17 protein-coding genes are annotated in these 24,111 nt (G+C 50.0%); 1 reads left to right on the top strand and 16 read right to left on the bottom strand.

Annotated elements, in window-relative coordinates; genetic code table 11:
- Positions 1 to 132: 132 nt before the first annotated feature.
- The 6 genes from HEN33_RS15540 to amiC all read right to left on the bottom strand — a co-directional run bounded on the left by HEN33_RS15540 (position 133) and on the right by amiC (position 6,871).
- Positions 133 to 1,080: a phosphoglycerate dehydrogenase gene (locus HEN33_RS15540; RefSeq protein ID WP_001318019.1), complete on the bottom strand. Its 948-nt coding sequence runs from the start codon at positions 1,078 to 1,080 to the stop codon at positions 133 to 135.
- A gap of 70 nt (positions 1,081 to 1,150) precedes the next feature.
- Positions 1,151 to 1,747, bottom strand: a complete 597-nt coding sequence (locus HEN33_RS15535) for a KpsF/GutQ family sugar-phosphate isomerase (RefSeq protein WP_001089172.1) — start codon at positions 1,745 to 1,747, stop codon at positions 1,151 to 1,153.
- Between the two features lie 2 nt (positions 1,748 to 1,749).
- Entirely contained in the window at positions 1,750 to 2,925 is a 1,176-nt protein-coding gene (locus tag HEN33_RS15530) for a MalY/PatB family protein (protein ID WP_176262678.1), read from the bottom strand.
- Positions 2,925 to 4,505 (bottom strand): PTS transporter subunit EIIC, encoded by a 1,581-nt coding sequence (locus HEN33_RS15525; protein ID WP_032303710.1) that lies wholly within the window; start codon positions 4,503 to 4,505, stop codon positions 2,925 to 2,927. Before HEN33_RS15525 ends, HEN33_RS15530 begins: the two co-directional genes overlap by 1 nt.
- A gap of 31 nt (positions 4,506 to 4,536) precedes the next feature.
- Complete coding sequence (locus HEN33_RS15520; RefSeq protein ID WP_001318021.1) at positions 4,537 to 5,361, bottom strand: PRD domain-containing protein; 825 nt, start codon at positions 5,359 to 5,361, stop codon at positions 4,537 to 4,539.
- A 256-nt stretch (positions 5,362 to 5,617) separates the two neighbouring features.
- Positions 5,618 to 6,871 carry an N-acetylmuramoyl-L-alanine amidase AmiC gene (amiC, locus tag HEN33_RS15515; protein WP_000016907.1) on the bottom strand — a complete coding sequence of 418 codons (1,254 nt, stop codon included), beginning with the start codon at positions 6,869 to 6,871 and terminating at the stop codon, positions 5,618 to 5,620.
- Positions 6,872 to 7,101: 230 nt separating this feature from the next.
- Between amiC and argA the strand changes: the two genes are divergently transcribed.
- Complete coding sequence (gene argA, locus HEN33_RS15510) at positions 7,102 to 8,433, top strand: amino-acid N-acetyltransferase (RefSeq protein WP_105287647.1); 1,332 nt, start codon at positions 7,102 to 7,104, stop codon at positions 8,431 to 8,433.
- 237 nt (positions 8,434 to 8,670) lie between these two features.
- On the opposite strand, the gene recD is transcribed toward argA, so the two are convergent.
- The 10 genes from recD to lgt form a co-directional block, all read right to left on the bottom strand.
- On the bottom strand, positions 8,671 to 10,497 hold the full coding sequence (gene recD, locus HEN33_RS15505) for an exodeoxyribonuclease V subunit alpha (protein ID WP_176262871.1): 1,827 nt from the start codon (positions 10,495 to 10,497) through the stop codon (positions 8,671 to 8,673).
- On the bottom strand, positions 10,497 to 14,039 hold the full coding sequence (gene recB, locus HEN33_RS15500) for an exodeoxyribonuclease V subunit beta (RefSeq protein ID WP_176262872.1): 3,543 nt from the start codon (positions 14,037 to 14,039) through the stop codon (positions 10,497 to 10,499). The genes recD and recB overlap by 1 nt, the downstream gene beginning before the upstream one ends.
- On the bottom strand, positions 14,032 to 16,920 hold the full coding sequence (gene ptrA / locus HEN33_RS15495) for a pitrilysin (protein ID WP_176262873.1): 2,889 nt from the start codon (positions 16,918 to 16,920) through the stop codon (positions 14,032 to 14,034). The genes recB and ptrA overlap by 8 nt, the downstream gene beginning before the upstream one ends.
- 175 nt (positions 16,921 to 17,095) lie before the next feature.
- Positions 17,096 to 20,464: an exodeoxyribonuclease V subunit gamma gene (gene recC, locus HEN33_RS15490; protein WP_176262874.1), complete on the bottom strand. Its 3,369-nt coding sequence runs from the start codon at positions 20,462 to 20,464 to the stop codon at positions 17,096 to 17,098.
- A 12-nt stretch (positions 20,465 to 20,476) separates the two neighbouring features.
- The gene (locus HEN33_RS15485; RefSeq protein ID WP_001276458.1) at positions 20,477 to 20,800 is read right to left on the bottom strand and encodes a prepilin-type N-terminal cleavage/methylation domain-containing protein; all 324 of its coding nucleotides are present in this window, start codon (positions 20,798 to 20,800) and stop codon (positions 20,477 to 20,479) included.
- Positions 20,785 to 21,192: a DUF2509 family protein gene (locus HEN33_RS15480; protein WP_001078401.1), complete on the bottom strand. Its 408-nt coding sequence runs from the start codon at positions 21,190 to 21,192 to the stop codon at positions 20,785 to 20,787. Before HEN33_RS15480 ends, HEN33_RS15485 begins: the two co-directional genes overlap by 16 nt.
- Entirely contained in the window at positions 21,189 to 21,752 is a 564-nt protein-coding gene (locus tag HEN33_RS15475) for a prepilin peptidase-dependent protein (protein WP_176262875.1), read from the bottom strand. Before HEN33_RS15475 ends, HEN33_RS15480 begins: the two co-directional genes overlap by 4 nt.
- Positions 21,743 to 22,213, bottom strand: a complete 471-nt coding sequence (locus HEN33_RS15470) for a prepilin peptidase-dependent protein (RefSeq protein WP_176262876.1) — start codon at positions 22,211 to 22,213, stop codon at positions 21,743 to 21,745. The genes HEN33_RS15475 and HEN33_RS15470 overlap by 10 nt, the downstream gene beginning before the upstream one ends.
- A 184-nt stretch (positions 22,214 to 22,397) precedes the next feature.
- A complete protein-coding gene (thyA, locus tag HEN33_RS15465) occupies positions 22,398 to 23,192 on the bottom strand; it encodes a thymidylate synthase (RefSeq protein WP_000816232.1) in 795 nt (264 codons plus the stop codon).
- A gap of 6 nt (positions 23,193 to 23,198) precedes the next feature.
- Entirely contained in the window at positions 23,199 to 24,074 is an 876-nt protein-coding gene (gene lgt / locus HEN33_RS15460) for a prolipoprotein diacylglyceryl transferase (RefSeq protein ID WP_176262877.1), read from the bottom strand.
- Positions 24,075 to 24,111 lie beyond the last annotated feature (37 nt).

Here is a 24,111-nt window from a genome sequence, read left to right as displayed (position 1 = left end):
CTCGTCGGGCTCATAACCCGAAGGTCGTCGGTTCAAATCCGGCCCCCGCAACCAACACTTATGATGCTGATAAACCGCAATGTGTTTCACAGATTGCGGTTTTTTTGTGCCTGAAATCTTCCTTAGCTGAACTCACAGCACGTTTTTTATCTCCCTTCCTGCAAAGAAATCTATTATCGACCTGGCAACGTATATCCCGGTTTGCTGGTATGACTCAACAGTGGCGGCCGCAATATGCGGCGTTGTAATGATATTCCTGGCATGTAGCAATGGGCTAAATTGCGCTAGCGGTTCAGAGCTAAACACATCCAGTGCTGCAAAAACATTTCGTTCTTCAATTACCTGAAGTAAAGCCCCCTCATCCAGCAACTTTCCCCTTGCGGCGTTGATGATAAGAGCACCATTGCGCATCATCGACAAATATTTATGACTAATGAAGTTCTCCAGCTCCGGAGAAAATGGCAAAAGAACGATGATGACATGAGACTGCATAAAGATATCTTCAATTGATACGAACTGAACTCCATCTTTGCCTGCGGCCTGGAAATCGGGTTGTTTGTCAAAAGCTAAAAGCTCAACATCAAAACCAGATAACCTTTTCGCCAGTGTTTTGCCAATATTGCCGTAGCCAAGCAGGCCAATACGTTTACCTTGTAACTCGCAGCCATGCGACTCGCCCCAATAACCATTTTGCATTGCATGATAGCTACCGGGGATATTTCTCATGCTCGCAAAAATAAGACCAATGATAAATTCCGCGACTGCATTTGAATTAATCCCAACAGCATTATTGACCACAATACCTGATTGTCGAGCCGTATGAAGATCAATATTATCAATCCCTGTCCCGAATCTCGATATTATTTTCACTCCTGGTAGTCGCGATAACGTATCCGCTTGATAACAATCTTTTCCGGCAATGACTGCGCAAATAGATTCTCGTAATACTGTGGATTCTGATTTAACCAGATGCTCCACATTATTCTTGATAATAAGGTTAAAATGATTTTCTCTTAGCAGCTTGCTGGCAGAAACACAACGCGCTGAAAAGCTGGGAACGGTGACCAGAACGTTTTTCATAGCTGACACTCACATCAATGAACGCCACCCCAAAAGATGGCGTGACCGGTTACTGTTTTATATTCTAAAATTATGAGTTTGCTTTAATACCGAGCGCACCTCCTGGATGATATAAGCCGAAATCAGCACGAGTAAACTTTTTCAATTCGGAGAGCGCAAGCGCCACCGCATCACCAACAACCAGAACGACTGTTGATGAGCATGACGGCGCTAAACCTAAATTATCCGCCTCACTTTTTACGGGAATTTCAACGGATAAATCACAACTTATCGCAAGCGATGAGCGATGACTGCGGGTAAAGGAGATCAAATAATTACCCATTTTTTTCAGACTAGGTAGTGTTGCCAGGATTTCTGTCGTCTCACCACTGTTTGAAATAAGAATAACAACATCATCTTTCGCCACCATCCCAAGATCGCCGTGTACGGCTTCAGTACCGTGAACAAAAAACGAGGGAGTTCCAGTGCTGGCAAATGTTGCGGCGAGTTTTCGGGCAATAATACCGGACTTACCGACACCAATAAAAACAACTTTCCCCTGACAAGACTGTAATACTTTAATTAAATTTGCGACCTCCGAAAGGGGGGAATCAATAACTTCTTCAACTGCTTTATGTTCGTTACGCATAAAATGTTTAATGAGATGGATAAGATCCGTACTGTTCATTTTTATTTTCCTTGATTAATATTTTTAATTACACTCGCAAGACGCGTAAGCCCCATATATAATTTTTCTCGACCGCAGGCCAGGTTCAGACGAAGGTAGCCCTCCCCCTCCGTTCCATAGACATTCCCCGCCATAATGCCCACTTTGCCTTCATGAATTAATCGACTGTAGAATTCATCAAAGGAATAACCAATAGCAGAGCAATCTATCCACGAAAAATAGCAACCATCAGCTGGCCTTACGATCAATTCTGGAGTATTTTCGTTCAGATACTGCTGGGTGAATTGAATGTTAGAGGCAATATGTGCCTTTAATGACTTTAACCATCCCTCACATTCGTTATAGGCAATAATAGTTGCAATTATATTCAGTACGGATGGGGAGTTTACAAAATCGCGATATCTTGATATCGTTCTGAACTTATGATTAAAATTATCGTCAGTTGAAATCATATACGATCCTGTTAGCGCAGGAACATTAAATGTCTTCGATATCGAATTAAACACCACTACTTTTTCTTTTTTTATTTTAAGCGCAGATGTAAAGCTACGATTAAAAACAAAATCACTGTGAATTTCATCTGAACATAACCAGACATTATGTCTTGCACAGCTTGCAGCGATTTTATGCAGTTCTTCTTCCGACCAGACGGTTCCTGTCGGGTTATGAGGATTACATAATAACACCATCTTTGTGCTTTGAATTTTAAGATCAAAATCTTGCCAATTGATAGCGTAGCCCCCCTCATTTTTTATAATCAAAGAGGCTGTCAGAATATTTCTCTCGCTATGTTTAATTATATCAAAAAATGCATTATAGACAGGTGTAAAAACGAGAATATTATCACCATGCGATGTCAATAACTCTATTGCTTTAGCAATGGAGTACATCACGCTTGGGCTATAGGTGATCCATTCTGGTTTGATTTCAGTTTTATATTGTTGATGATACCAATTGACTATCGCATTCAGATAGTCATCATGCTGCCAACGGCTGTACCCTAAAATCGGGTGTTCCAGACGTTTTCTTAATGCCCTGATGATAGCTTCCGGTATCGGAAGATCCATATCTGAAATAGAGAATGGTAATACATCTTTTACACCAAATCTGTCCTCGCAAAAGTCCCATTGGGTACAATATGTTCCTTTGCGGGAAATAGGAGTATTAAAAACACCCATCAGCATATCCCCATGTAGTTATCCATATCCCGACGCAAGGCGATGACTTTAGTACCGATAATGACTTGTAGGGTATTTTGATCAAGTTTAACAACCGCAATTCCGCCAGCTCTTTTTATTGCTGCCTCGTCAATCAATCCCATATCTGCGATTGTTAAACGTAAACGAGTTACGCAATTATCCAGGGATTTAATATTCTCTTTACCACCAAGTGCCTTAACCATCTGCTCCGCTGCTTGCAGCTCTGATTTATCAAGCGGTGGGATATCCGCTATAGCCGTATCCTCATGAGCGTTCAGCGTGACAGGACTGGACTCTTCACGGCCTACCGTCATCAGGTTAAATTTGAGAATAGTCCAACGGAACACAAAGTAATAAATAAAGAAATAGGCCACTTCGACACACACCGCTATTGGCCAACCTGTTCTTGTACCACGCAATACGCCAAAGCTAATAAATTGAATCAGATCGCCAGTAAATCCCATCTTCACGCCCATATATGGCAAGACCATGTTGGCGAATCCATTCATAAAGGCATGGAAGACAAACAGCAGTGGACTGACAAATAAGAACAGAAATTCAATCGGTTCGCTGACGCCGCCAATAATGACTGTAAGCACCCCGGAAATAAGCAATGCTTTGATAGCTTTTCTGTTTTGAGCATGAGCAGTGCGATACATCGCCAGCGCGGCACCAGCCAGACCATACTGAATCATCAGTTTGCCCTGTTCCATTTTCCCCGCCAAATCCAGCGGAATGACCGCATTCTCTTTGACGTACGCCATAAACATGTTCAGGGTGCCATAATACTCTTCGCCGCCGATCACTGCCGATCCGCCGATGGGGGTAAAGCGGAAAACTGACGTCACCAGGTGATTTAAACCAAAAGGTATCGTCACGCGTTCGGCGACTGCATAGAAAAAATAGCCAACAGGACCGGAAGTTGAAATCCAGTGGCCAATGAGCATGAAAAGATTGAAAAATGGCGGCCAGATAAAAGGGATGATCAGACCAAATCCACTCATCACAATCAGTGTAATAATAGGCACCAGGCGTGGGCCACTATAAAATCCTAATGATTCAGGAATACGTAAGTTAACGATCTTTTTATACATACTGGCGACTAATAATCCTGCTATAATCCCACCCAACACACTGGTATTGTAGGACTGGATTCCCAGAATAATGGTTTGCCCATGTGTCGACATTTGATCAGCAGCGACCAATAAGTCATGTTGTTTAAGATAAAAGTTCGTTCCCAGATGCATCGCCATGAAACCAATTAAGCCAGAAAAAGCGCCATAGGCTTTATCCTCTTTCTCTTTTAATAACCCCAGAGGTATAGCTATCGCAAACAATACAGGTAAATTGACAAAGGCAAACAAACCAAGGCTAACAATAAAATCAAGAATGGTTTTAATTACGGGAATAGCCAGTAGTGGAATTAATTTTGCCATATCATCGCTGGCTAAACCACTTCCTAGCCCTAACATCATGCCACATACACTTAGCAGAGCGATGGGATACATAAATGCCTTTCCCAGGCTCTGAAAAAAACTCCAGGCTTTCTTTTGTTTCATGCGGGTTATCTCATATAAATGTTATATATAATTAGTCCATTAATACTTTGGTGCGAATAGAGAGATATAGTTTTTCTTCCAAAATCAATTCATATTTAAAAGTGGCGTACAAATACCTTTCAATTTCATGAATTGCGCGCTGTAACAGAATGTCTTTCTCAAGAAACTGTTCATAGAGATCACCAATATCTTTCTGTTTTATTTTTTCATTGCATAATACGCGACTTGAAAAATATTTAAGGTGTATCATGAACCTGGAATAATTAAATGAACTTCTGTCCACCTTTCTGTTATAAACAACTTCAATAAGCCCCGTGATTATTTGCGACAACTCAATAATCCGTACTGATTCATAATCAACTGAATTTTCATAATTATTTAAAATATGCAATGCTATAAAACCAATCTCATCATCAGGAAGTTGAACGCTGAATTGCTCATTAATGATAGTTAATGCATCGCGACTTATCGCATACTCTGCTTTGTACAACGCTTTGATTTCATCAAGGAAAACATTATTAATTTGTATGCCTGAAGCGACTCGGGATATTGCATTCGAAATGTGATCAGCAAGAATCAATAGTAGCGATGGATTGAGATTTTTTTCGAGATTGTTCTCCGCATATTGCACTATTTTTTCGGCAACAAAAACATACTCGATATCCACATGCTCAATCAATTTGTAGAGTTTATTTTTTTGTTCATTTCTGACATAAAAAATCCGGTTAGCCGGATGCTCAGGGACCGACATTCCATATTTTTTGTTGTAACCGACGCCAGGCCCAGAAATGATAACCTCCTGTCCATTCATCGATGCCTGTACACAATTATTGTTCATGACTTTTTCGATGATCATTCCATAGCTCCAAAAAAAAGGCAAGGCACGTCAGAAGTAATAATTACTTCAAACATTGCCTTGCCTGATTTAACAGTTACAAGATGATTAACTAATGCATATACATTACACGGAATTGTGCTTAATTAAAGAGATGGTCGGCTTATTTTTCAAGCCGACATTCAAATATTCGACATCAGTCACAAAACCAACGTCTAATATTCAGGTAAATATTATCTATTCAACGAAATATAAATTCATTGAATAAATAAAAACATTATCCCCTTCTCGCCAGCGTCGCCCCATCGGCAAAATACGCTTTTATCCCTGCGAGGATTGATTCCGCAACTTCCTGCTGGAAGGTTGCCGTTTTCAGTTTACGTTCTTCCTCAACGTTACTGATAAACGCCGTTTCGACCAAAATGGAGGGTATATCAGGCGCTTTCAGCACGGCAAACCCGGCTTGTTCAACCTGATTTTTATGCAGCTTGTTGATTTTACCGAGCTTATTCAACACAGCTTTACCAAACTTCAGACTGTCGGCAATGGTCAGCGACTGCACCATATCGAACATAGTATGGTCGACATAACGGTCGCCGCTCTTACTCACGCCACCAATCAAGTCCGAGGCGTTCTGAGTTTGCGCCAGATATTTTGCCGCGGTACTGGTTGCACCTTTGGTAGAGAGCGCAAACACAGATGAACCGCTCGGCTGGCGACTGGTAAAGGCATCGGCATGAATAGAGACAAACAAGTCAGCACGCTGTTTCTGTGCTTTTGCTACGCGCACTTGCAACGGAATGAAGATGTCTTCATTACGGGTCATGTAAACTTTCATATTGCCCTCTTTCTCAATCAGAGAGCGCAAACGGCGGGCAATTTGCAATACCACGTCTTTTTCACGCGTTTTGTATTTCCCCACCGCACCGGAGTCTTCGCCGCCATGGCCAGGGTCAAGCATAATGACAATCGGACGATCGCGCCCTGCTTTGCCTGGCTGCGGGCCACTCTGCGCAGGCGGCACCTGCTTTTCGAGATCGCCTTTATTGTAATCCTCCAGCAGCGCCAGCAGCGGGTCCTGCATGTCCTGAGCATTGGCAGGATAGAGATCCATCACCAGACGCTCTTTAAACCCGGCGACCGGAGCAAGGGCAAACAGCTGCGGTTTTACGTTTTGCTTTAACTCAAAAACCATCCGCACGGTTTGCGGGTCAAACTGCCCGACGCGCGCCGACTTGATGAACGGGTCATCAGCACGAATTTGTGCCGCCATCCCCTTGAGCACTGAGTTCAGGTTTACATCTTCGATATCCACCACCACGCGTTCAGGGTTACTCAACGCGAACTGCTTATATTTCAGCTGACGATTAGATTCTACCGTCACACGGGTGTAGCTGGACGCAGGCCAGACGCGCACCGCCACGACCTGGCTGACCGCAGCCAGACTGACCTGACTTACGCTCAATAGCCACATGGCACCCGCGCCTTGCAGTAAACGACGACGGCTGATTGCTGTGTTGGATCCCGACATGCATCTCCCGAGCAAAAAAATCTAAGCTGTGTAACAAATAAACGACTAATTTGACCGGAAACTTTAGCGAAAGACGCATAATCTGTCATCTAATAAACGGTAAACATTCTTTTTATATTCACGGCATTACTGATAAAAAAGTTGCTCATGCGTAAAATTTGCACTTGCACCCAGTGAAAAAACAGAATAAAAATACAATAATTACGAATAATCATGCAAAGAGGTGTGCCGTGATGAAGGAACGTAAAACCGAGTTGGTCGAGGGATTCCGCCATTCGGTTCCTTATATCAATACCCACCGGGGAAAAACGTTTGTCATCATGCTCGGCGGTGAAGCCATTGAGCATGAGAATTTCTCCAGTATCGTTAATGATATCGGGTTGCTGCACAGCCTCGGCATCCGTCTGGTCGTGGTCTATGGAGCGCGCCCGCAGATCGATGCGAATCTGGCAGCGCATCACCACGAACCGCTATATCACAAAAATATACGCGTGACCGACGCCAAAACACTAGAACTGGTGAAGCAGGCTGCGGGAACATTGCAACTGGACATTACTGCTCGCCTGTCGATGAGTCTCAATAACACGCCGCTGCAGGGCGCGCATATCAACGTCGTCAGTGGCAATTTTATTATTGCCCAGCCGCTGGGCGTGGATGACGGTGTGGATTACTGCCATAGCGGGCGTATCCGGCGGATTGACGAAGATGCGATTCATCGTCAACTGGACAGCGGTGCGATAGTGCTGCTGGGGCCGGTCGCGGTTTCAGTCACTGGCGAGAGCTTTAATCTGACCTCGGAAGAGATCGCCACTCAACTGGCCATCAAACTGAAAGCTGAAAAGATGATTGGTTTTTGCTCTTCACAGGGCGTCACTAATGACGACGGCGATATTGTCTCCGAGCTTTTCCCTAACGAAGCACAAGCGCGGGTAGAAGCTCAGGAAGAGAAAGGCGATTACAACTCCGGTACGGTGCGCTTTTTGCGTGGTGCGGTGAAAGCCTGCCGCAGCGGCGTACGTCGCTGTCATTTAATTAGTTACCAGGAAGATGGCGCGCTGTTGCAAGAGTTGTTCTCACGTGACGGTATCGGTACGCAGATTGTGATGGAAAGCGCCGAGCAAATTCGTCGCGCAACCATCAACGATATTGGCGGCATTCTGGAGTTGATTCGCCCACTGGAGCAGCAAGGTATTCTGGTACGCCGTTCTCGCGAGCAACTGGAGATGGAAATCGACAAATTCACTATTATTCAGCGCGATAACACGACTATTGCCTGCGCAGCACTCTATCCGTTCCCGGAAGAGAAGATTGGGGAAATGGCCTGTGTGGCCGTTCACCCGGATTACCGCAGCTCATCAAGGGGCGAGGTTTTGCTGGAGCGCATTGCCGCTCAGGCGAAGCAAAGCGGATTAAGCAAATTGTTTGTACTGACCACGCGCAGTATTCACTGGTTCCAGGAACGTGGATTTACCCCGGTGGATATTGATTTACTGCCCGAGAGCAAAAAGCAGTTGTACAACTACCAGCGTAAATCCAAAGTGTTGATGGCGGATTTGGGGTAAGTGGTGGAAATCGCCAGATGCGACATGCGCAATGCCTGGAGGCATGATAAACACGCTAGCATCGCATCAGGTATTGACGCTCATCGTCGGATGCGGCGTGAACGCCTTATCCGACCTACATCAAATCAAAGGTGTTGATGGCGGATTTAGGGTAAGCGACGGAAATCGCCAGATGCGCATATGCGCAATGCCCGGAGGCATGACAGGACGCGCATGCGTCGCATCAGGCAATCACGTTTATTCCCGCGAACTAAACAACGCCGCCAGACCACTGCGCCGCTCAGTACGAGTGGCGATTGCCGCACTTAATATGCGCTCATCGGCATACAACGACAGACGGCGACGCGCGCGGGTCACCGCAGTGTAAACCAGCTCTCGCGTTACAACTGGCGTGCGTTGGCTCGGTAAAATCAACGCCGCATGGTCAAACTCCGATCCCTGCGATTTATGTACCGTCATCGCCCACGTGGTTTCGTGTTCTGGCAGGCGGCTCGGTTGCACAGACTTAATATTGCCATCCGGCATCGCAAACCAGACGCGCGTCCCCTGCCCACGATCCAGCGCAATGCCGATATCACCATTAAACAACCCAAGCGCGCTGTCATTGCGGGCAATCATTACCGGCCGGCCTTCGTACCAGCGTGAGTGCGGATGACGATGAATTTTGCGCTTCTGTTGCATAAACTGCTCAATTCGCTCATTCAATCCAGCCACGCCAAACGGCCCTTCCCGCAGGGCGCACAAAAGCTGGTATTCATTGAACGCCTGAATGATTAAATCCGGCTCGGCACGCGCTTGCAGCAGATCCAGATAACGCCCGTAACCCGCAAGAGCCTCCTCAAGCATCGCAATATAGTCTTCGCCGCTCTGTAAAAGCCGTTTTTCGATATCAGTAAAATCCTGCTGAAAAACGGTTTTCACTGCCGTTTTATCACCACGGTTGATCGCCGCAGCTAACTGACCAATGCCAGAATCGCTGCCGAAACGATAGCTTTTTTGCAGCAGGCAGAGACTGTCGCGCAAAGATGCCGCTTCTGTGCCAGTTCCTGACGGAACGTGAGTTCCCGTCAGGCGGCTTAGCTGCCCGGCACGCTCGGCGGTAAAGCCGGCATTGGCATAAGCGCAGATATCGCCCAGCACAGCCCCAGCCTCAACCGAGGCCAGTTGATCACGATCGCCGAGAAAGATCACTCGCGCATGATCGGGCAAGGCGTCGATCAGTCTCGACATCATAGGCAGATCGATCATTGACGCTTCATCTACCACCAGCACATCAAGATGCAGCGGGTTACCGGCATGATGACGTAAACGCTGGCTACCCGGCTGCGCACCCAGCAATCGGTGCAAAGTGCTGGCATCTTCCGGAATGCGTTTCTTTTGTTCATCGGTCAGCGGTAACTGGCGCAAAGCCTTGCCGAGAGATTCGGTTAAGCGCGCGGCAGCTTTACCCGTTGGTGCAGCCAGACGGATACGGCAGCGTTCGCCGTCTGCCATTTGAATTAACGCTGCCAGCAACTTCGCTACGGTGGTCGTTTTACCGGTGCCAGGGCCGCCGGAAATCACCGAGATCCGCCGCGTCAGCGCCACTGCCGCCGCCACTTTTTGCCAGTTAATTTCATCGCTTACTGGAAAAAGTTTGTCCAGGGTTTGCGCCAGTAGAGCTTCATCAACCTCAATGGCATGATTCACTTCGTTGAAAAAGCGTGCCACTGTGCGCTCATTACACCACATCCGATTGAGATAAAGGCGATCGCCACAGAGGATCATTGGCGTAGGCTCATCACCTCGACTGACCGCCTGTGAAGCTAGTAAGCACTCTTCCCAGTTTTGTAGCTCACCGATTTCACTGACACAGGTCGCCAACAGTGGATGCGAGGCTTCGTTGTTCTCAAGTCGTGAGAGCGGCAAACAGACATGCCCTTCCCCGGCGTCGTGGCTTAACAGTGCCGCTGCAAGAGTGACGGCGGGATGTTCATCTCCCGCCACGGTCAGGGCAAATTGCACATCCAGCGGGCGTAGCTGTTTGTGCTCCACAGCTTCCAGTAATTGCTTTTGCAATTTCATTACGCCTCCTCCAGGGTCATACCGGCAAACATCTCATCCATCAGGTCAATCAACCCGGCGTTGGGTCGGGTTGTGTAAATCCCTTGTTGCGGATGTTCTTTATCAACGCCACGCAGGAACAGATAGATAACGCCGCCAAAGTGACGATCATAGTCGTAATCAGCAATGCGATGGCGCAGATAACGATACAGCGCCAGGGTATAAAGCTGATATTGCAGATCATAGCGGTGTGCCTGCATCGCCGCTGCCATAGCCTGTTGGGTATAAGCCGAACTGTCTTCACCCAGCCAGTTGGATTTATAGTCGAGCAGGTAATAACGCCCTTCGTGGCGGAATACCAGGTCGATAAAGCCTTTTAACATGCCGCGTACCTGCATGAACTCCAGCGGCGGGCAGCCAGCGGATAGCGGATCAAACTGGCGAATTAGTGCATCAAGCTGGCTGGCGATGAGCGGTTCACTAATCGGCAGGTAAAACTCCATCTCCACCTGTTTATCGCGGTCGGAAAGCTGATTCAGGCTAACACCCGTTTCATTGAGAGGTGCCTGGAGGACAGCCGTGATCCACTCGGTCAACACTGGTTCCCACTGCACTTCAAAGCCGCCCAGTTCCAGTTTTTCCCTCACCCAGTTCGGCTCAACCGGCTGGGTAAAATCGAGATCTTCAAACAAACTGTGCAAAAACGTCCCTGGTGACGCACCACGCGGGAACTGATGCGGTGTTAACGTCGGTTCTTCTACGGTGCTGACCACGCCTGCGGCATCAACATCCAGCCGTGGCATCAGATCCTGAGCGATACCGTGACCACGCTGCTGCAAACCTGAATAGCTGGTGACGCGCCAGTTATCGCCGGGCAATCGTTGTAGCGTCCTCGCATTCAGTTCTGCAGTTAAAGCATCATTAACCTGCCAGGGCTGGTTATCACCAGTTTGTGCCGTTTGCCAGGCAATATCATCATCGCATAACGCTTCAATACAGGTGCGAAGCCCTGCCGCATCTTGCGGTTCCCCTTTTTGCAGCAAACGCCCGAGCGCACTTTGGTGGACATCGGTGTCACCTTTTTTATCGCCACGACGGCGCACCAGCGGTGCAACGCCGAGACTGCAATGCCAAACCGAACGCGTCAGCGCAACGTAAAGCAAACGCAGATCTTCCGCCAGACGTTCGGCCTCCGCGAGGTCGACGCTTTCTGGCGCAGCATTAAGATCCAGAACAGCCTCAAACGAGTGGCGATCGTGATAAAACGCCTGATCCTGGACGCGGAAATTGGTGATAAACGGCAGCCAGACCAATGGATATTCCAGCCCTTTCGATTTGTGGATCGTGACAATCTGCACCAGATGTTTATCACTTTCGAGACGCATTTGTTGGCTGGAGGCATTACTGTCTGGCTCGAGGATATGTTGCGATAACCAGCGTACCAGCGCATGTTCACTTTCCAGCTGCGTTCCGGCTTCTTGTAGCAATTCGCTGATATGCAAGATATCGGTAAGACGCCGCTCACCGCCTGCTGTTGCCAGCAAGTTTTCTGCAATGTTACGCGCCGACATCAGCGCCCGCAGCATCGGCATAACGCCACGTTTGCGCCAGATTTGCCGATAACCATCGAACTCTTCGACTACCGCATCCCACGCATGTTCGTCATTATTCAGCGTTTCAATATCCAGCGCATTCAGCCCCATCATTGACGTTGCCAGCGCACTGCGCAGGGTGTTCTCACGTTCTGGTGTCATCACCGCCTGCAACAGCCAAAGCATCTCCTGCGCTTCCAGAGTTTCAAAAACACTGTCGCGGTTCGAAAGGTAAACGGAAGGGATTTCCAGCAGCGTTAAGGCATCGCGCACCTGAGCGGCCTCCTGGCGGCTGCGCACCAGCACACTGATGTCCGAAGCACGCACCGGACGCGCGTCGTCGCCGTTCATCAGCAACGCTTCGCCCCGCTGTCCGGCTTGTAGCCAGTCGCGGATTTGCGCAGCACATACCTGCGCCATGGTACTTTGATAATCGCCAACGCCGCAGCTTTCGCCTTCCATCAGCCACATTTTCATCGCAGGCTGCGTTTCACCTTTAAATACAAAACGTAACGCCTGATTTTTGCCGGCTGATTTCACTGGAATAAATGGTATTTCGCGAAACATGAACGCGTCATCAGTCTGGCTGAAAAGCTTATTCACGCTGTTCACCATTCCAGGTGCTGAGCGCCAGTTGGTGTCTAAGGTGTAGTGCGCGTGAACTTCATTACGCGCCTTCATATAAGTGAAGATATCCGCTCCACGGAATGCATATATAGCCTGTTTCGGGTCGCCAATCAGCAACAATGCAGTTTCCGGTTGATGGTGCCAGATACGGCGAAATATTCGGTACTGCTGGGGGTCGGTATCCTGAAATTCATCAATCATTGCCACCGGGAATCGCGTACGGATCGCCGCTGCCAACACCTCGCCGCTTTCGCTACGCAGCGCGGAATCGAGCCGACTTAACATGTCATCAAAACCCAATTCGCCACGGCGGCGTTTTTCACGCGCTACTGTTTCGCGGATCTCAGCCAATGCGCGGGTGATCACCAGATCACGGATCGACAATGGTTCTGCAAGCAGTTGATCGATCGCCTCAAACAGTGGATGTCGCGGGGTTTCCCCCCCGGCTTTCGTGCGATCTTCTAAGAAACGCTGAGAGAATTTTTCCAGCGACTCCGGTAACTGATAACTGTTGGTCTCTTCTTCTGCCCAGGCACTGATCTTCTCGATCCATTTAGCCTGATTGCTACGGTTAAACTTGCGTCGATCAATACCAGAAGATTCGATCAGCGCATCCAGTTCACCCACTGCGTCGCGCCACTGCTGTTTTACCGTATCAATACGCGCCACAATTTGCGCGTGGCGGGAAGCCAGCGTTTCATCATCGGGCGGCGGTGCTTTGATAACCGGTGCTTCGCCTTGCAGATAACGATTAATATCGCGCAGCAACGCCTGCGGTCCTTTCCAGGTTTCAAAGACCACCTGGGCAATTTCACGCGGCAGCGGGTAGCAGTGGCGACGCCAGAAATCGGCGCAGACCTGGTAGCGTAGCAGAGACTCATCTTCAATCAGCTGCTGCTCAAACAGCATGCCGGATTCAAAGGCATTCAAGTTGAGCATGCGCTGGCAAAAACCGTGAATAGTAAAGACTGCCGCTTCATCCATCTGCCGTTCGGCTAACAACAACCACTGCGCGGCTTGCGCTTTATCGTCGATCTCTTCCAGCAGGCGTTCGTACAGTGGATTGTCGGTGGTTTCACGCAGACAGGCGATGCGCAACTCGTGGATATTGCTACGGATACGACTGCGCAATTCTGCCGTGGCAGCCTCGGTAAAGGTCACCACCAGCAGTTCTTCAACGGTCAGCGGGCGGGGAAAGGCGGCAGAACCGCCTAGTCCAAGTAACAGGCGCAAATAGAGCGCCGCAATCGTAAAGGTTTTGCCTGTGCCGGCAGAGGCTTCAATCAGGCGCTCGCCCTGTAAGGGCAAGCGCAAAGGATCTAGTGTCTCGGCGACATCACTCATTCTTTTCACTCATCAGGGGCATTGTTTGCTGCAACGCGCTGACGTTCTCCCACACTTTCCAGCCTTCAGGATGCACATATTCGGCTTTCCCGTTCTGGCTGCCGGAAATCTGCGACAGAATAGCCATGCCTTGCGGCTCGACCACAGCCTGATGGAAGAAATCAGCAAGTTTTTGCGGCGTCAGCAGTTTTATCTGGGCCACGATTTTATCACGCGAATCGAAGCGCATATTGCCGCGATCGAAATCTTTACTTAACTTCGATGCTTCTTCGCCGAGCGTTTGCGGTGCCTGCAGCATCTGGGTTATTACCGCCTGCTGGATTTGCGCAAACTCTTCTGGCTTCATCGTCCGCAATTTTGCCTCTGCGGTTGGGAAAAACGCCTTGTAACGCTTCCACAAGAATGAAGGCTGTTTATCATTGCTTTGCAACAGGAAGCCCATGCCCCACTGACGTCCCACGCTCATTGGAAACGCAAACACGGCATAGCCCAACTGTTCTTCGGTACGCAACTGATTGTAGAACCACGGCTGTACGATCTGCCCCAGCAGAGAGCTATAGGCTGAGCTGGTGTATTCATCGTAGCCAGTCGGTACAAATACCGCTGCCAGTGCGGAGTCGGTGCTGTTACCGGCTTTTTCAAAGATGACGGATTGTTTTTTATCGACCACGACATCTTTGTTACGACACCACTCCGAACCATCAGCGCCCAACTGTTTTTGCACATCGCGTGCCAGCGTTGTTGCCTGGGCTTCGGTCATGTTGCCAATAACCATAAACTCTGGTCGAGCCCCTGATTTTAAGGCGTCGCGATAGGCCAGCACCTCTTTCAAAGTGATTGAAGGCAAAATTTTGCGCCGTTCATCTCGCGAGAAGTACGGCACTTGCGAGAGCATCTGCGCGGGCATAATCGCCTGCTCGAACGCTTTGCCCTTTTCTGCGGAATCCATCATCTGGTTATACCAGGACTTCGCCTGCTCAAGCTGATCTTCCGTAGCGGTATAGCTAAAGTAGCCCTCCAGCAGAGCCTGGAACAGCTGCGGCAGGCGCTGGGTGTAACCATTGGCATTAACCATAAGGCCGTTGTTAGCATTGGTGGAAAAACTTATGCCACCAACCGACGCCTGGTTGCTTAACTGATCAAGCGCCAGTCCGGCAAGATAATCATTGAGCGCAAACATCACCTGATTGCGGGCGCTGTCCATGGCTTTCGGGTTACGCAAAATCAGGCTGACATCGGCTTTAGGCTCGCTGGCAAAATAACGGCTCGGCGTATACACCACACGCAGATTCGCCTCATCCACAATCAACTCTGGATGGTCGTATTTCTTCTCTGACTTCATCAGCGAGAAATCGTCAGGAATATAAGGGTTAAGCTCCGGTAAGGAGAGCGCAATATTGGCGGCTTTTTTCTGCCAGTCAGCGAAAGTTTGTGGGCTGATTTTATCTACCTGATACGGCGCATCGACAAAGTAAGCCGTTTTGTTGTGCGGCTCTTTCGGGCTGATATACCAGATACGCGCATTCTGCGGCGTCATCATCGCCAGGCGTTCTTTTACTGCTTTAGCATCGTACCGATCGGCAATATTTACCGCGTCCAGCGTATGCTCAACAGGAACGCGAATCATGGTATCCGCCAGCCATTCAACATAATCCATATCGCGAGTGATCGACGGATAACGGAAGTCGATATCCAGTACATTGGCCAGTTCATCAAAATATTGTTTATCAATACCTTTTTCACGTAACAGATTGAGGTAGCTAAAAATGGCCGCCACAACCTGATCGCGATTCGCCAGACCTTTATCGGTTAAAGACGCAGAGATCGCTAATACGCCGCTGTTGCCGTTGACGATAGGATCGGAATTGGCGCTAATGCCCTCAACTAATCCCTGCTTTTGCAGCCAGTCAGAAAGTGTACCTGGGCTGCGATTACCAATCAGATAGGTAATCAATTCATCCGTTTTACTACGGAACTTCGCTGAATTGTTATCGATGCGAAACTCAACGCGCAGAACTTTACGCGGCAGCGCCGGGACGTAATGAATGATAATGCCCTTTTGCGCGTCGGTGACTACCGGCACGGTGATTTCCGGTTTTTTGCTCTCTTTGTTCGGCACGCGACCAAAAGTGTCCGCCGCCATTTTTGCCAACTCCGACAACGGTTTATTGCTGTATATAACCGCCTTCATCAGATTGGCAGAGTAATATTTCTCGTGGAAATCTTTCAGCGCCTGCTGTACCGGATTGCCGGGTTTATCGCTTAAAGTTTCGAGGTTACCACCAGAAAACTTTGAACCTGGGTGTGCCGGGTTAATGGTTTCTGCGCTGACCTGTGCCATGCGCATCCCATCACGCGTACGCGCCATGGTTAATTCAGCGTTCACCGCATTACGCTCACGTTCGGCGTATTTCTTGTCGAGCAAGGGTTCAGCAATAGCGTCCGCCAGGCGGTCTACCGCACCGGGCAAGGCGTCGTTCTCAACTTCCAGATAGAAAGCCGTGCGATACGGTGCCGTGCTGGCATTGTGGCTGCCGCCGTGCATTTTGAGGTATTCAGCCAGACTGTCAGCCTGCGGGTACTTTTTCGAACCCATCAGACTCATATGTTCAAGGTAATGTGCCAGCCCCTGGTACGCCTCGGGATCTTCCAGCGACCCAACGGGCACCACCAGCGCCGAGAGCGATTTAACCGCCTGCGGGTCAGAAACCAGCAAAACCACCATACCGTTATCCAGACGTATAGCCTGATACTGGCGGTTATCTTTATCACTTTTACGGATGGTTTCCTGAATCGGCTGCCATCCCGTTTCTGCCTGACTTAAGGGTGCCCAAAGGGCAACAAACAACAATAATGCTTTGAACCAGGTGCTGCGGGGCATTCACGGACCTCATAATCAACTTTATTTTCTGTCCAGATTCAACAGGTTAACGCAAATCATCTGCCAGAATTTAATCTTGTGCTGCACGAGTCAGCCTATGTCTATATATCCATCAGTCCGTGACTGGTGCGCATCATAAAGCAAGCAGATATATTGCGCAATTTTTATACAGTACTCATGACTGATTAAAGCGAAACAGCGGTAACAGGAAACGTTGCGACTGTTCAACGATGGCCTCCATTGTCTCTGGTGTTAATTGCCGCCAGAGCCGTTGATACCAGATATCATCACCTTCGCCACGCACCATCATGTTGCCTTCGTAAGCCTGAAGGAATTTCGTACGGGCTTTTTGCAACGTGGAATCGTCATCCAGCATGGCATCGTTTTGCGCGTCATAACAGGTTTTTAGCCACGCGCCGCCACTTTCAGGTAACACCAGCAGCGGCGTGGACATCCCTTCACGATACCCCTCAATCAGTTCTGAGAGGTAATGTAAAGCCTGTTCGGCTGCAAGCGGCGGAAAACGCCACTCGCCGTCTTTGCGTAGAAAAAGGCGACTTTCACCATTACCACCGCTGGCACAGTAGACAAGGTGTTCCAGCCAAAGTTGCATTCCCTGCGCCACACTTAATAAAGAGGGACGCCAGCGTAACAGGCCATCCGGCTGCACCTGCGGCAACCAACCCGTTATTTGCACACCGTTGCAGGCGAGATCAATTTCCATACTTTGCCCCGGTTGGCGACAGGCAATGACTCTGTCGGCAAGCTGCTGCATCTCCTGGCACTGTGTTTCCCAGAAAATTTCACCAAAAGCGCCATACGGTAAATCCCCTGCCGCCCGGAAGCGACGGAACAAGCGTTCGGCATCATCCTGCTCAACCAGTGCATTCAATAACTGCTGGTTGATTTGATAACGACTAAGCCCTTCAAGAATAAAAGGTTCGGTGTCGGGAATTTCGCTGTCTTCGGTACGGAAGTTCACCTGCAAACGCATCTGGAAAAATGCCCGCACCGGATGTGCCCAGAATCGTTGTAGCGTTTCCAGCGGCACGGTTTCCGGTAAGGTAAACGGCAGCGGCTGAACAAATTCAGAATGTGCTTTACCAGCCTGGCTGGCCGCAGGTAGCCATTCACGAGCATAACTTTGTCGTTCGCCTGGCTGGTAGTTTTGCGGATCAAACGGCATTCGGGTATGGAGGCAAGTAAGATGCGCTTTTACCCTTGCCTCGCTTTCATCACAGTTGAGCGCTTCATCGCCCGGTAGATAATGGCTTTGCCCGATGTAGTCGATCAGTTCCTGCACCAGTACCGACGGGAAACGTTCACTGTTATCCTGAATGGAACGCCCGATATAGCTGATATAGAGTTTTTGCTGCGCGGAAATTAACGCTTCCAGGAACAGATAGCGGTCGTCATCGCGACGGCTACGGTCGCCACGCTTCGGTTTCTGACTCATCAGGTCAAAGCCCAATGGCGCAAACTGGCGTGGGTAAACGCCGTCGTTCATTCCCAGCAGGCACACCACTCTGAATGGGATGGAACGCATTGGCATCAGAGTACAAATGTTAACCGGCCCGGCGAGAAAACGCTGGCTGATACGTTCCTGATCCAGACGTTGTGCCAGTTCATCACGCAATAGTGACAACGGCACCGCGTCGCCATACTGCGCACCTAAACCTTCGGCGATAATCGCCTGCCATTGTTGTTCGATCAGCGTCATCGCCGCTTCGGTTTCCGCATCCGGCAGGAAGAAGGCGTTGAGCATATCGCGACAAACCGGCAACCACTCTTCCAGCGGACGCTCCTGCGCCAGCCCGCGACGCCAGATATTCAGTTGCATTAGCAGTGAAGCCAGATGCCCCACCAGTTCTGCAATTAAGCCGCTCGATTCATCATAAGGTAGAACCGATTGCCACTCGCCCTGCGCGCTTTCCATCGCGTAGCCCAGCAACATGCGCGTCAGGCCAAACCGCCAGGTGTGTTGACCGGTGGCGGGGAGTTCCAGCTCGCGAACGTTATCGTCATCTATCCCCCAACGAATTCCGGACTCGTTGACCCACTGACGTAAATAACGCAGCCCTTCTTCGGTGATGTCAAACCGCGCCGCCAGCACCGGCACATCCAGTAATGCCAGCACGTCTTCCGACACAAATCGGCTGTCTGGCAACGATAACAGGCTGATAAACGCTTCAAGTACCGGATGCGACTGCCGCGCCCGACGGTCGGAAATGGCGTAAGGCAGGTAACGATCCGCAGGTGCGCTACCAAACACAGCCTGAATAAACGGACTGTAGCTGTCGATGTCGGCCACCATCACGATGATGTCGCGCGGAGTAAGTGTCGGGTCTTCCTCCAGCATCGCCAGCAAGCGATCGTGTAAAACTTCAACTTCACGCTGCGGGCTATGGCAAACGTGGAAGGTGATACTGCTATCCAGTGGATCAAGAGGGCGTTTGTTATCGCTACGGGAAAACTCTTCGATGTTCACACCCGCAACGGCGCGGTTCTCCAGTTCCAGAATGTCAGACTGAATGTTATGCAGCAGGTTATCTGGCGTCACATCGACAAAAGCGTCCAGCTCCTGGCTGCTCTCCAGATCAGAAAGGAGATAAATGTAGTCGCGCCCAAGCTTGCCCCATGAGGCCAGCAGCGGGTTGCCGACATCCTGTTCACCATCGCTGTTAAAGAGCTGCCCGGCATTTTCGCTGTCGCGAAATAGCGGTAATTCGCGATCTTCAAAACTGTGTCGGCGCTGGCGAGTCAGCAGTTTCGCCAGATAAGCAGGATCTTTAATGTCGCCCCAGTAATAACGGCAAGGGTTGGTAAACAGGAGATGGATTTCAATATGTTTACCCAGCGCCTGTAGCGCCTGGAGATAAACAGGCGGTAACGCGGAAATACCGCATATAAAGACACGCGAAGGTAGCCCCGGCGGGCAGGTCGTCGCGGACTCCAGCGTTTCGATAAAGCGCTGATAGAGATTGGCGCGGTGCCAGCGCGGTTGCCCGAGTTCATGGGTATATTCCACCAGCGCCTTCCACAACGGCGCTTGCCAGGCCTGCGCCTCTCCAAGTCCTTCTACCAGATTCCCGGCTTCCCACTGTGCCAGCCAGTCCGGGCGATAGACCAGATACTGGTCAAACAGGTCCGCCGCTTTAGAGGAAAGCTGGAACAGTTTTCGCTTGTCGCTATCGTCAGTCAGATAATGCCGCAACAGGGTAAAGTCTTCGCGATCCAGCAATTGCGGCAGCAGAGTCATCAGTTTCCAGCTCATGCTCTGTTTGTTAAAGGCGCTCTCTTTGGGTATCTCCGGTAACACCCGGACGAACATATCCCAGATAAAGCTCGCTGGCAGCGGAAAATCAATGTTTGCCGCAATACCAAACTTTTGCGACAGGGTCATTTGCAGCCACTGCGCCATACCGGTACTTTGCACCAGAATCATCTCTGGTTCGAAAGGATCGTCCAGCCGTTCGCGTTCGACAATAAACTCCATCAACGCTTCCAGCACGTCCAGACGATTGGAATGGTAGACCCTTAACATAGCGGCTCCTGACTACTGACGATTCGGGCAATGCAGGCGGGTCATCTCGCCTTCTCTGCCCCCGGGTGAAACTAGCGTAACGTTGATGCTGACACATCCCGCCTGCGATGTCTGCATTCGGTTGACCTGCCAGTTGGCAGGTGGCGAAATCGCACGCAGTTGCGTTTGCTGCCAGCCATGCCGCCAGAGCTGTTGGTACTGGTTTCTGCTGGCAAGACTGTTCATTAATGTTCGCTGGAAACCCGATAACGCAGTGACAATCATCACCATCAACACCATCGCCAACATTACCTCCGGCAGGCTAAAGCCTTGTTGATTCTTCAGGGAAGCTGACATAACGCCCTCTCTTTCAGCGGACAAAAATCGCTCCAGCCGCGTGGCGAAAAAACAATGTTTCCATCGATGACTTCGCCTGTTCGCCACAACGAAACGCCTTCATAACCGGCAATCAATAAGGCTTCATTATCTGCCAATAAACGCAGACAAACCCGGGCACCGGTGGCTGCGTACAGTAAGCACTGAACTGCGGGCTGCGTCTGCCAGGCGTGCATTTTTCCCCACTCCAGCGTCGACTGAACGATGGCCTGGCGGCGCAATGACTGACTTTCCATGCTCACGCGAGAGGCAAAACTGCGATCCTGCTGACTCATTCCTTGCAATAGCAAGCTACCCAAAACCAGCAGCATAAGGACCAGAGCCAGTGACGAAACACCCTTTTCGCGGTTCACAGGTTGAATCCTGTCACGCTATAGCTGGCATCCACCACGGTTTGCGGTTCAGACTTACTGGCAGCATGCATATTAACCGTCAACACCGGCGCGAAACCGCTGTTATCCTGTCGGGTAACCTGAAAAGTGTCGATAACGACGGCATCTGGGTTGGTCACTTTATCCCAGCCCTTACCTTCACAAGATGTCGCACCGCGTAGCGTTTCCAGCACATGCTCCTTCACACGAAATGCAATCTGGTCAGACTCTTTTACCGGATCGCGATCCCAGATACCGTTACTGTTCGCATCCCACTGCACAATGATACAGTCACCCTGTCCGACAATTTCCAGCCCTTCGCCAGTACAGTTGCCATGACAATAACCCGCCCTCTGGAGATGCTTCGCGACGGTAAATACCCGCAGCCAGATTTCATCTTCCAGCGCCAGCTTACGGGTGCTCGTTAAACTTTCACGCTGTAACGCAGGCAGAAAGCGTGCTGCCCCCAGCAACAATACGCTACTGATCGCCATAGCAATCAACACTTCCAGCAGAGAAAAACCTAGCTCTTTTACAGGCATCCTTCTGTTTCTCCTTGCTGACAAAGCCGGAGTCTTCCCCACGGCGAAACCACCAGCCACCACTCTCCCGTTGAGTTTTTGAAGCGAATATGTCCGGCCCAAGCGGTATTGCGCAGGCCAAAGAAAGTGAGCGAAGGTGTCAGGTCGCTCATTTCGACTTCGGGCCAGCGAGGCACAAAGACCAACGGTGAACTGCCATGACAGGTATTCGCCCCAGCAGCGGAACTCACAAGGCACCATAACGTCCCCTCCCTGATGACACTGATACTGTGGTCGCGGTTATGCCAGTTGGCATCTTCACGTAAATAGAGCAAATAGTCCCGCGCCTGGCTGGCGGTTTGCCATAGCCGTTGCGACTGCTGCCAGTATTGCCAGCCATAGAGTCCACTTGCGCTTAGCATGACCAGAATCAGCATCGCGACCAGCGTTTCAATCAGCGTATAACCACGTTGTGTTTTCATGCCGGCAGTATGGAGCGAGGAGAAAAAAAGACGAGGGCCAGTTTCTATTTCTTCGGCGCATCTTCCGGACTATTTACGCCGTTGCAGGAGGTTGCAAAATTTCGGGAAGGCGTCTCGAAGAATTTAACGGAGGGTAAAAAAAACCGACGCACACTGGCGTCGGCTCTGGCAGGATGTTTCGTAATTAGATAGCCACCGGCGCTTTAATGCCCGGATGAGGATCGTATCCTTCAATCTCAAAGTCTTCGAAACGGTAGTCGAAGATGGATTCGGGTTTACGTTTGATAATCAACTTCGGCAGCGGACGCGGTTCGCGGCTTAATTGCAGATGAGTTTGATCCATATGGTTGCTGTACAGGTGCGTGTCGCCACCGGTCCAGACAAAATCACCCACTTCCAGATCGCACTGCTGCGCCATCATATGTACCAGTAACGCGTAGCTGGCAATGTTGAATGGCAGGCCGAGGAAGACGTCACAGGAGCGCTGATAAAGCTGGCAAGAGAGTTTGCCGTCTGCCACATAGAACTGGAAGAATGCGTGGCACGGTGCCAGCGCCATTTTATCCAGTTCGCCTACGTTCCACGCTGAAACAATAATGCGGCGGGAATCCGGGTCGTTTTTCAGCTGGTTCAGTACCGTAGTGATCTGGTCAATATGACGACCATCTGGCGTTGGCCAGGCGCGCCACTGTTTACCATACACCGGACCGAGGTCGCCATTTTCATCGGCCCATTCGTCCCAGATGGTGACATTGTTTTCGTGTAGATAAGCAATGTTAGTGTCGCCCTGCAAGAACCACAGCAGTTCGTGGATGATGGAACGCAGGTGGCAACGTTTGGTTGTCACCAGCGGGAATCCATCCTGCAGGTTAAAACGCATCTGATGACCAAAAATGGAAAGCGTTCCGGTTCCGGTACGGTCGTTTTTCTGTGTGCCTTCGTCGAGCACTTTTTGCATCAGTTCTAAATACTGTTTCATGGTTCCTCAGGAAACGTGTTGCTGTGGGCTGCGACGATATGCCCAGACCATCATGATCACACCCGCGACAATCATCGGGATGGAAAGAATTTGTCCCATGCTGATGTACTGCACCCAGGCACCGGTAAACTGCGCGTCGGGCTGGCGGAAAAACTCAACAATGATGCGAAACGCGCCGTAGCCAATCAGGAACAAACCTGAGACAGCTCCCATTGGGCGCGGTTTACGAATATACAGGTTGAGGATAATAAACAGCACCACACCTTCCAGCAGCAGCTCGTAAAGCTGTGATGGGTGGCGCGGCAGCACACCGTAAGTGTCGAAAATGGATTGCCACTGCGGGTTGGTTTGCAGCAGCAAAATATCTTCTGTACGGGAGCCGGGGAACAGCATGGCAAACGGGAAGTTCGGGTCAACGCGGCCCCACAATTCACCGTTAATAAAGTTGCCCAGACGCCCGGCACCAAGACCAAACGGAATGAGTGGTGCGATAAAATCAGAAACCTGGAAGAAGGAACGTTTAGTACGGCGGGCGAAGATAATCATCACCACGATAACGCCAATCAGGCCGCCGTGGAAGGACATGCCGCCGTCCCAGACACGGAAAAGATACAGCGGATCGGCCATAAACTGCGGGAAGTTGTAGAACAGAACATAACCAATACGTCCACCGAGGAAGACGCCGAGGAAGCCCGCATAGAGTAAGTTTTCAACTTCATTTTTGTTCCAGCCGCTGCCCGGACGATTCGCCCGACGTGTTGCCAGCCACATTGCAAAAATGAAACCCACCAGATACATCAGGCCGTACCAGTGAAGCGCTACGGGTCCTATTGAGAAAATGACCGGATCAAACTCCGGAAAATGCAGATAGCTACTGGTCATCTGTCACCACAAGTTCTTGTTATTTCGCTGAAAGAGA

It is taken from the genome of Escherichia sp. 94.0001 (assembly GCF_013369155.2).
Lineage (GTDB): Bacteria > Pseudomonadota > Gammaproteobacteria > Enterobacterales > Enterobacteriaceae > Escherichia > Escherichia coli_F.
Note: the sequence above shows the minus strand (reverse complement) of the source record. Positions and strands in the feature narration are given on the sequence as shown.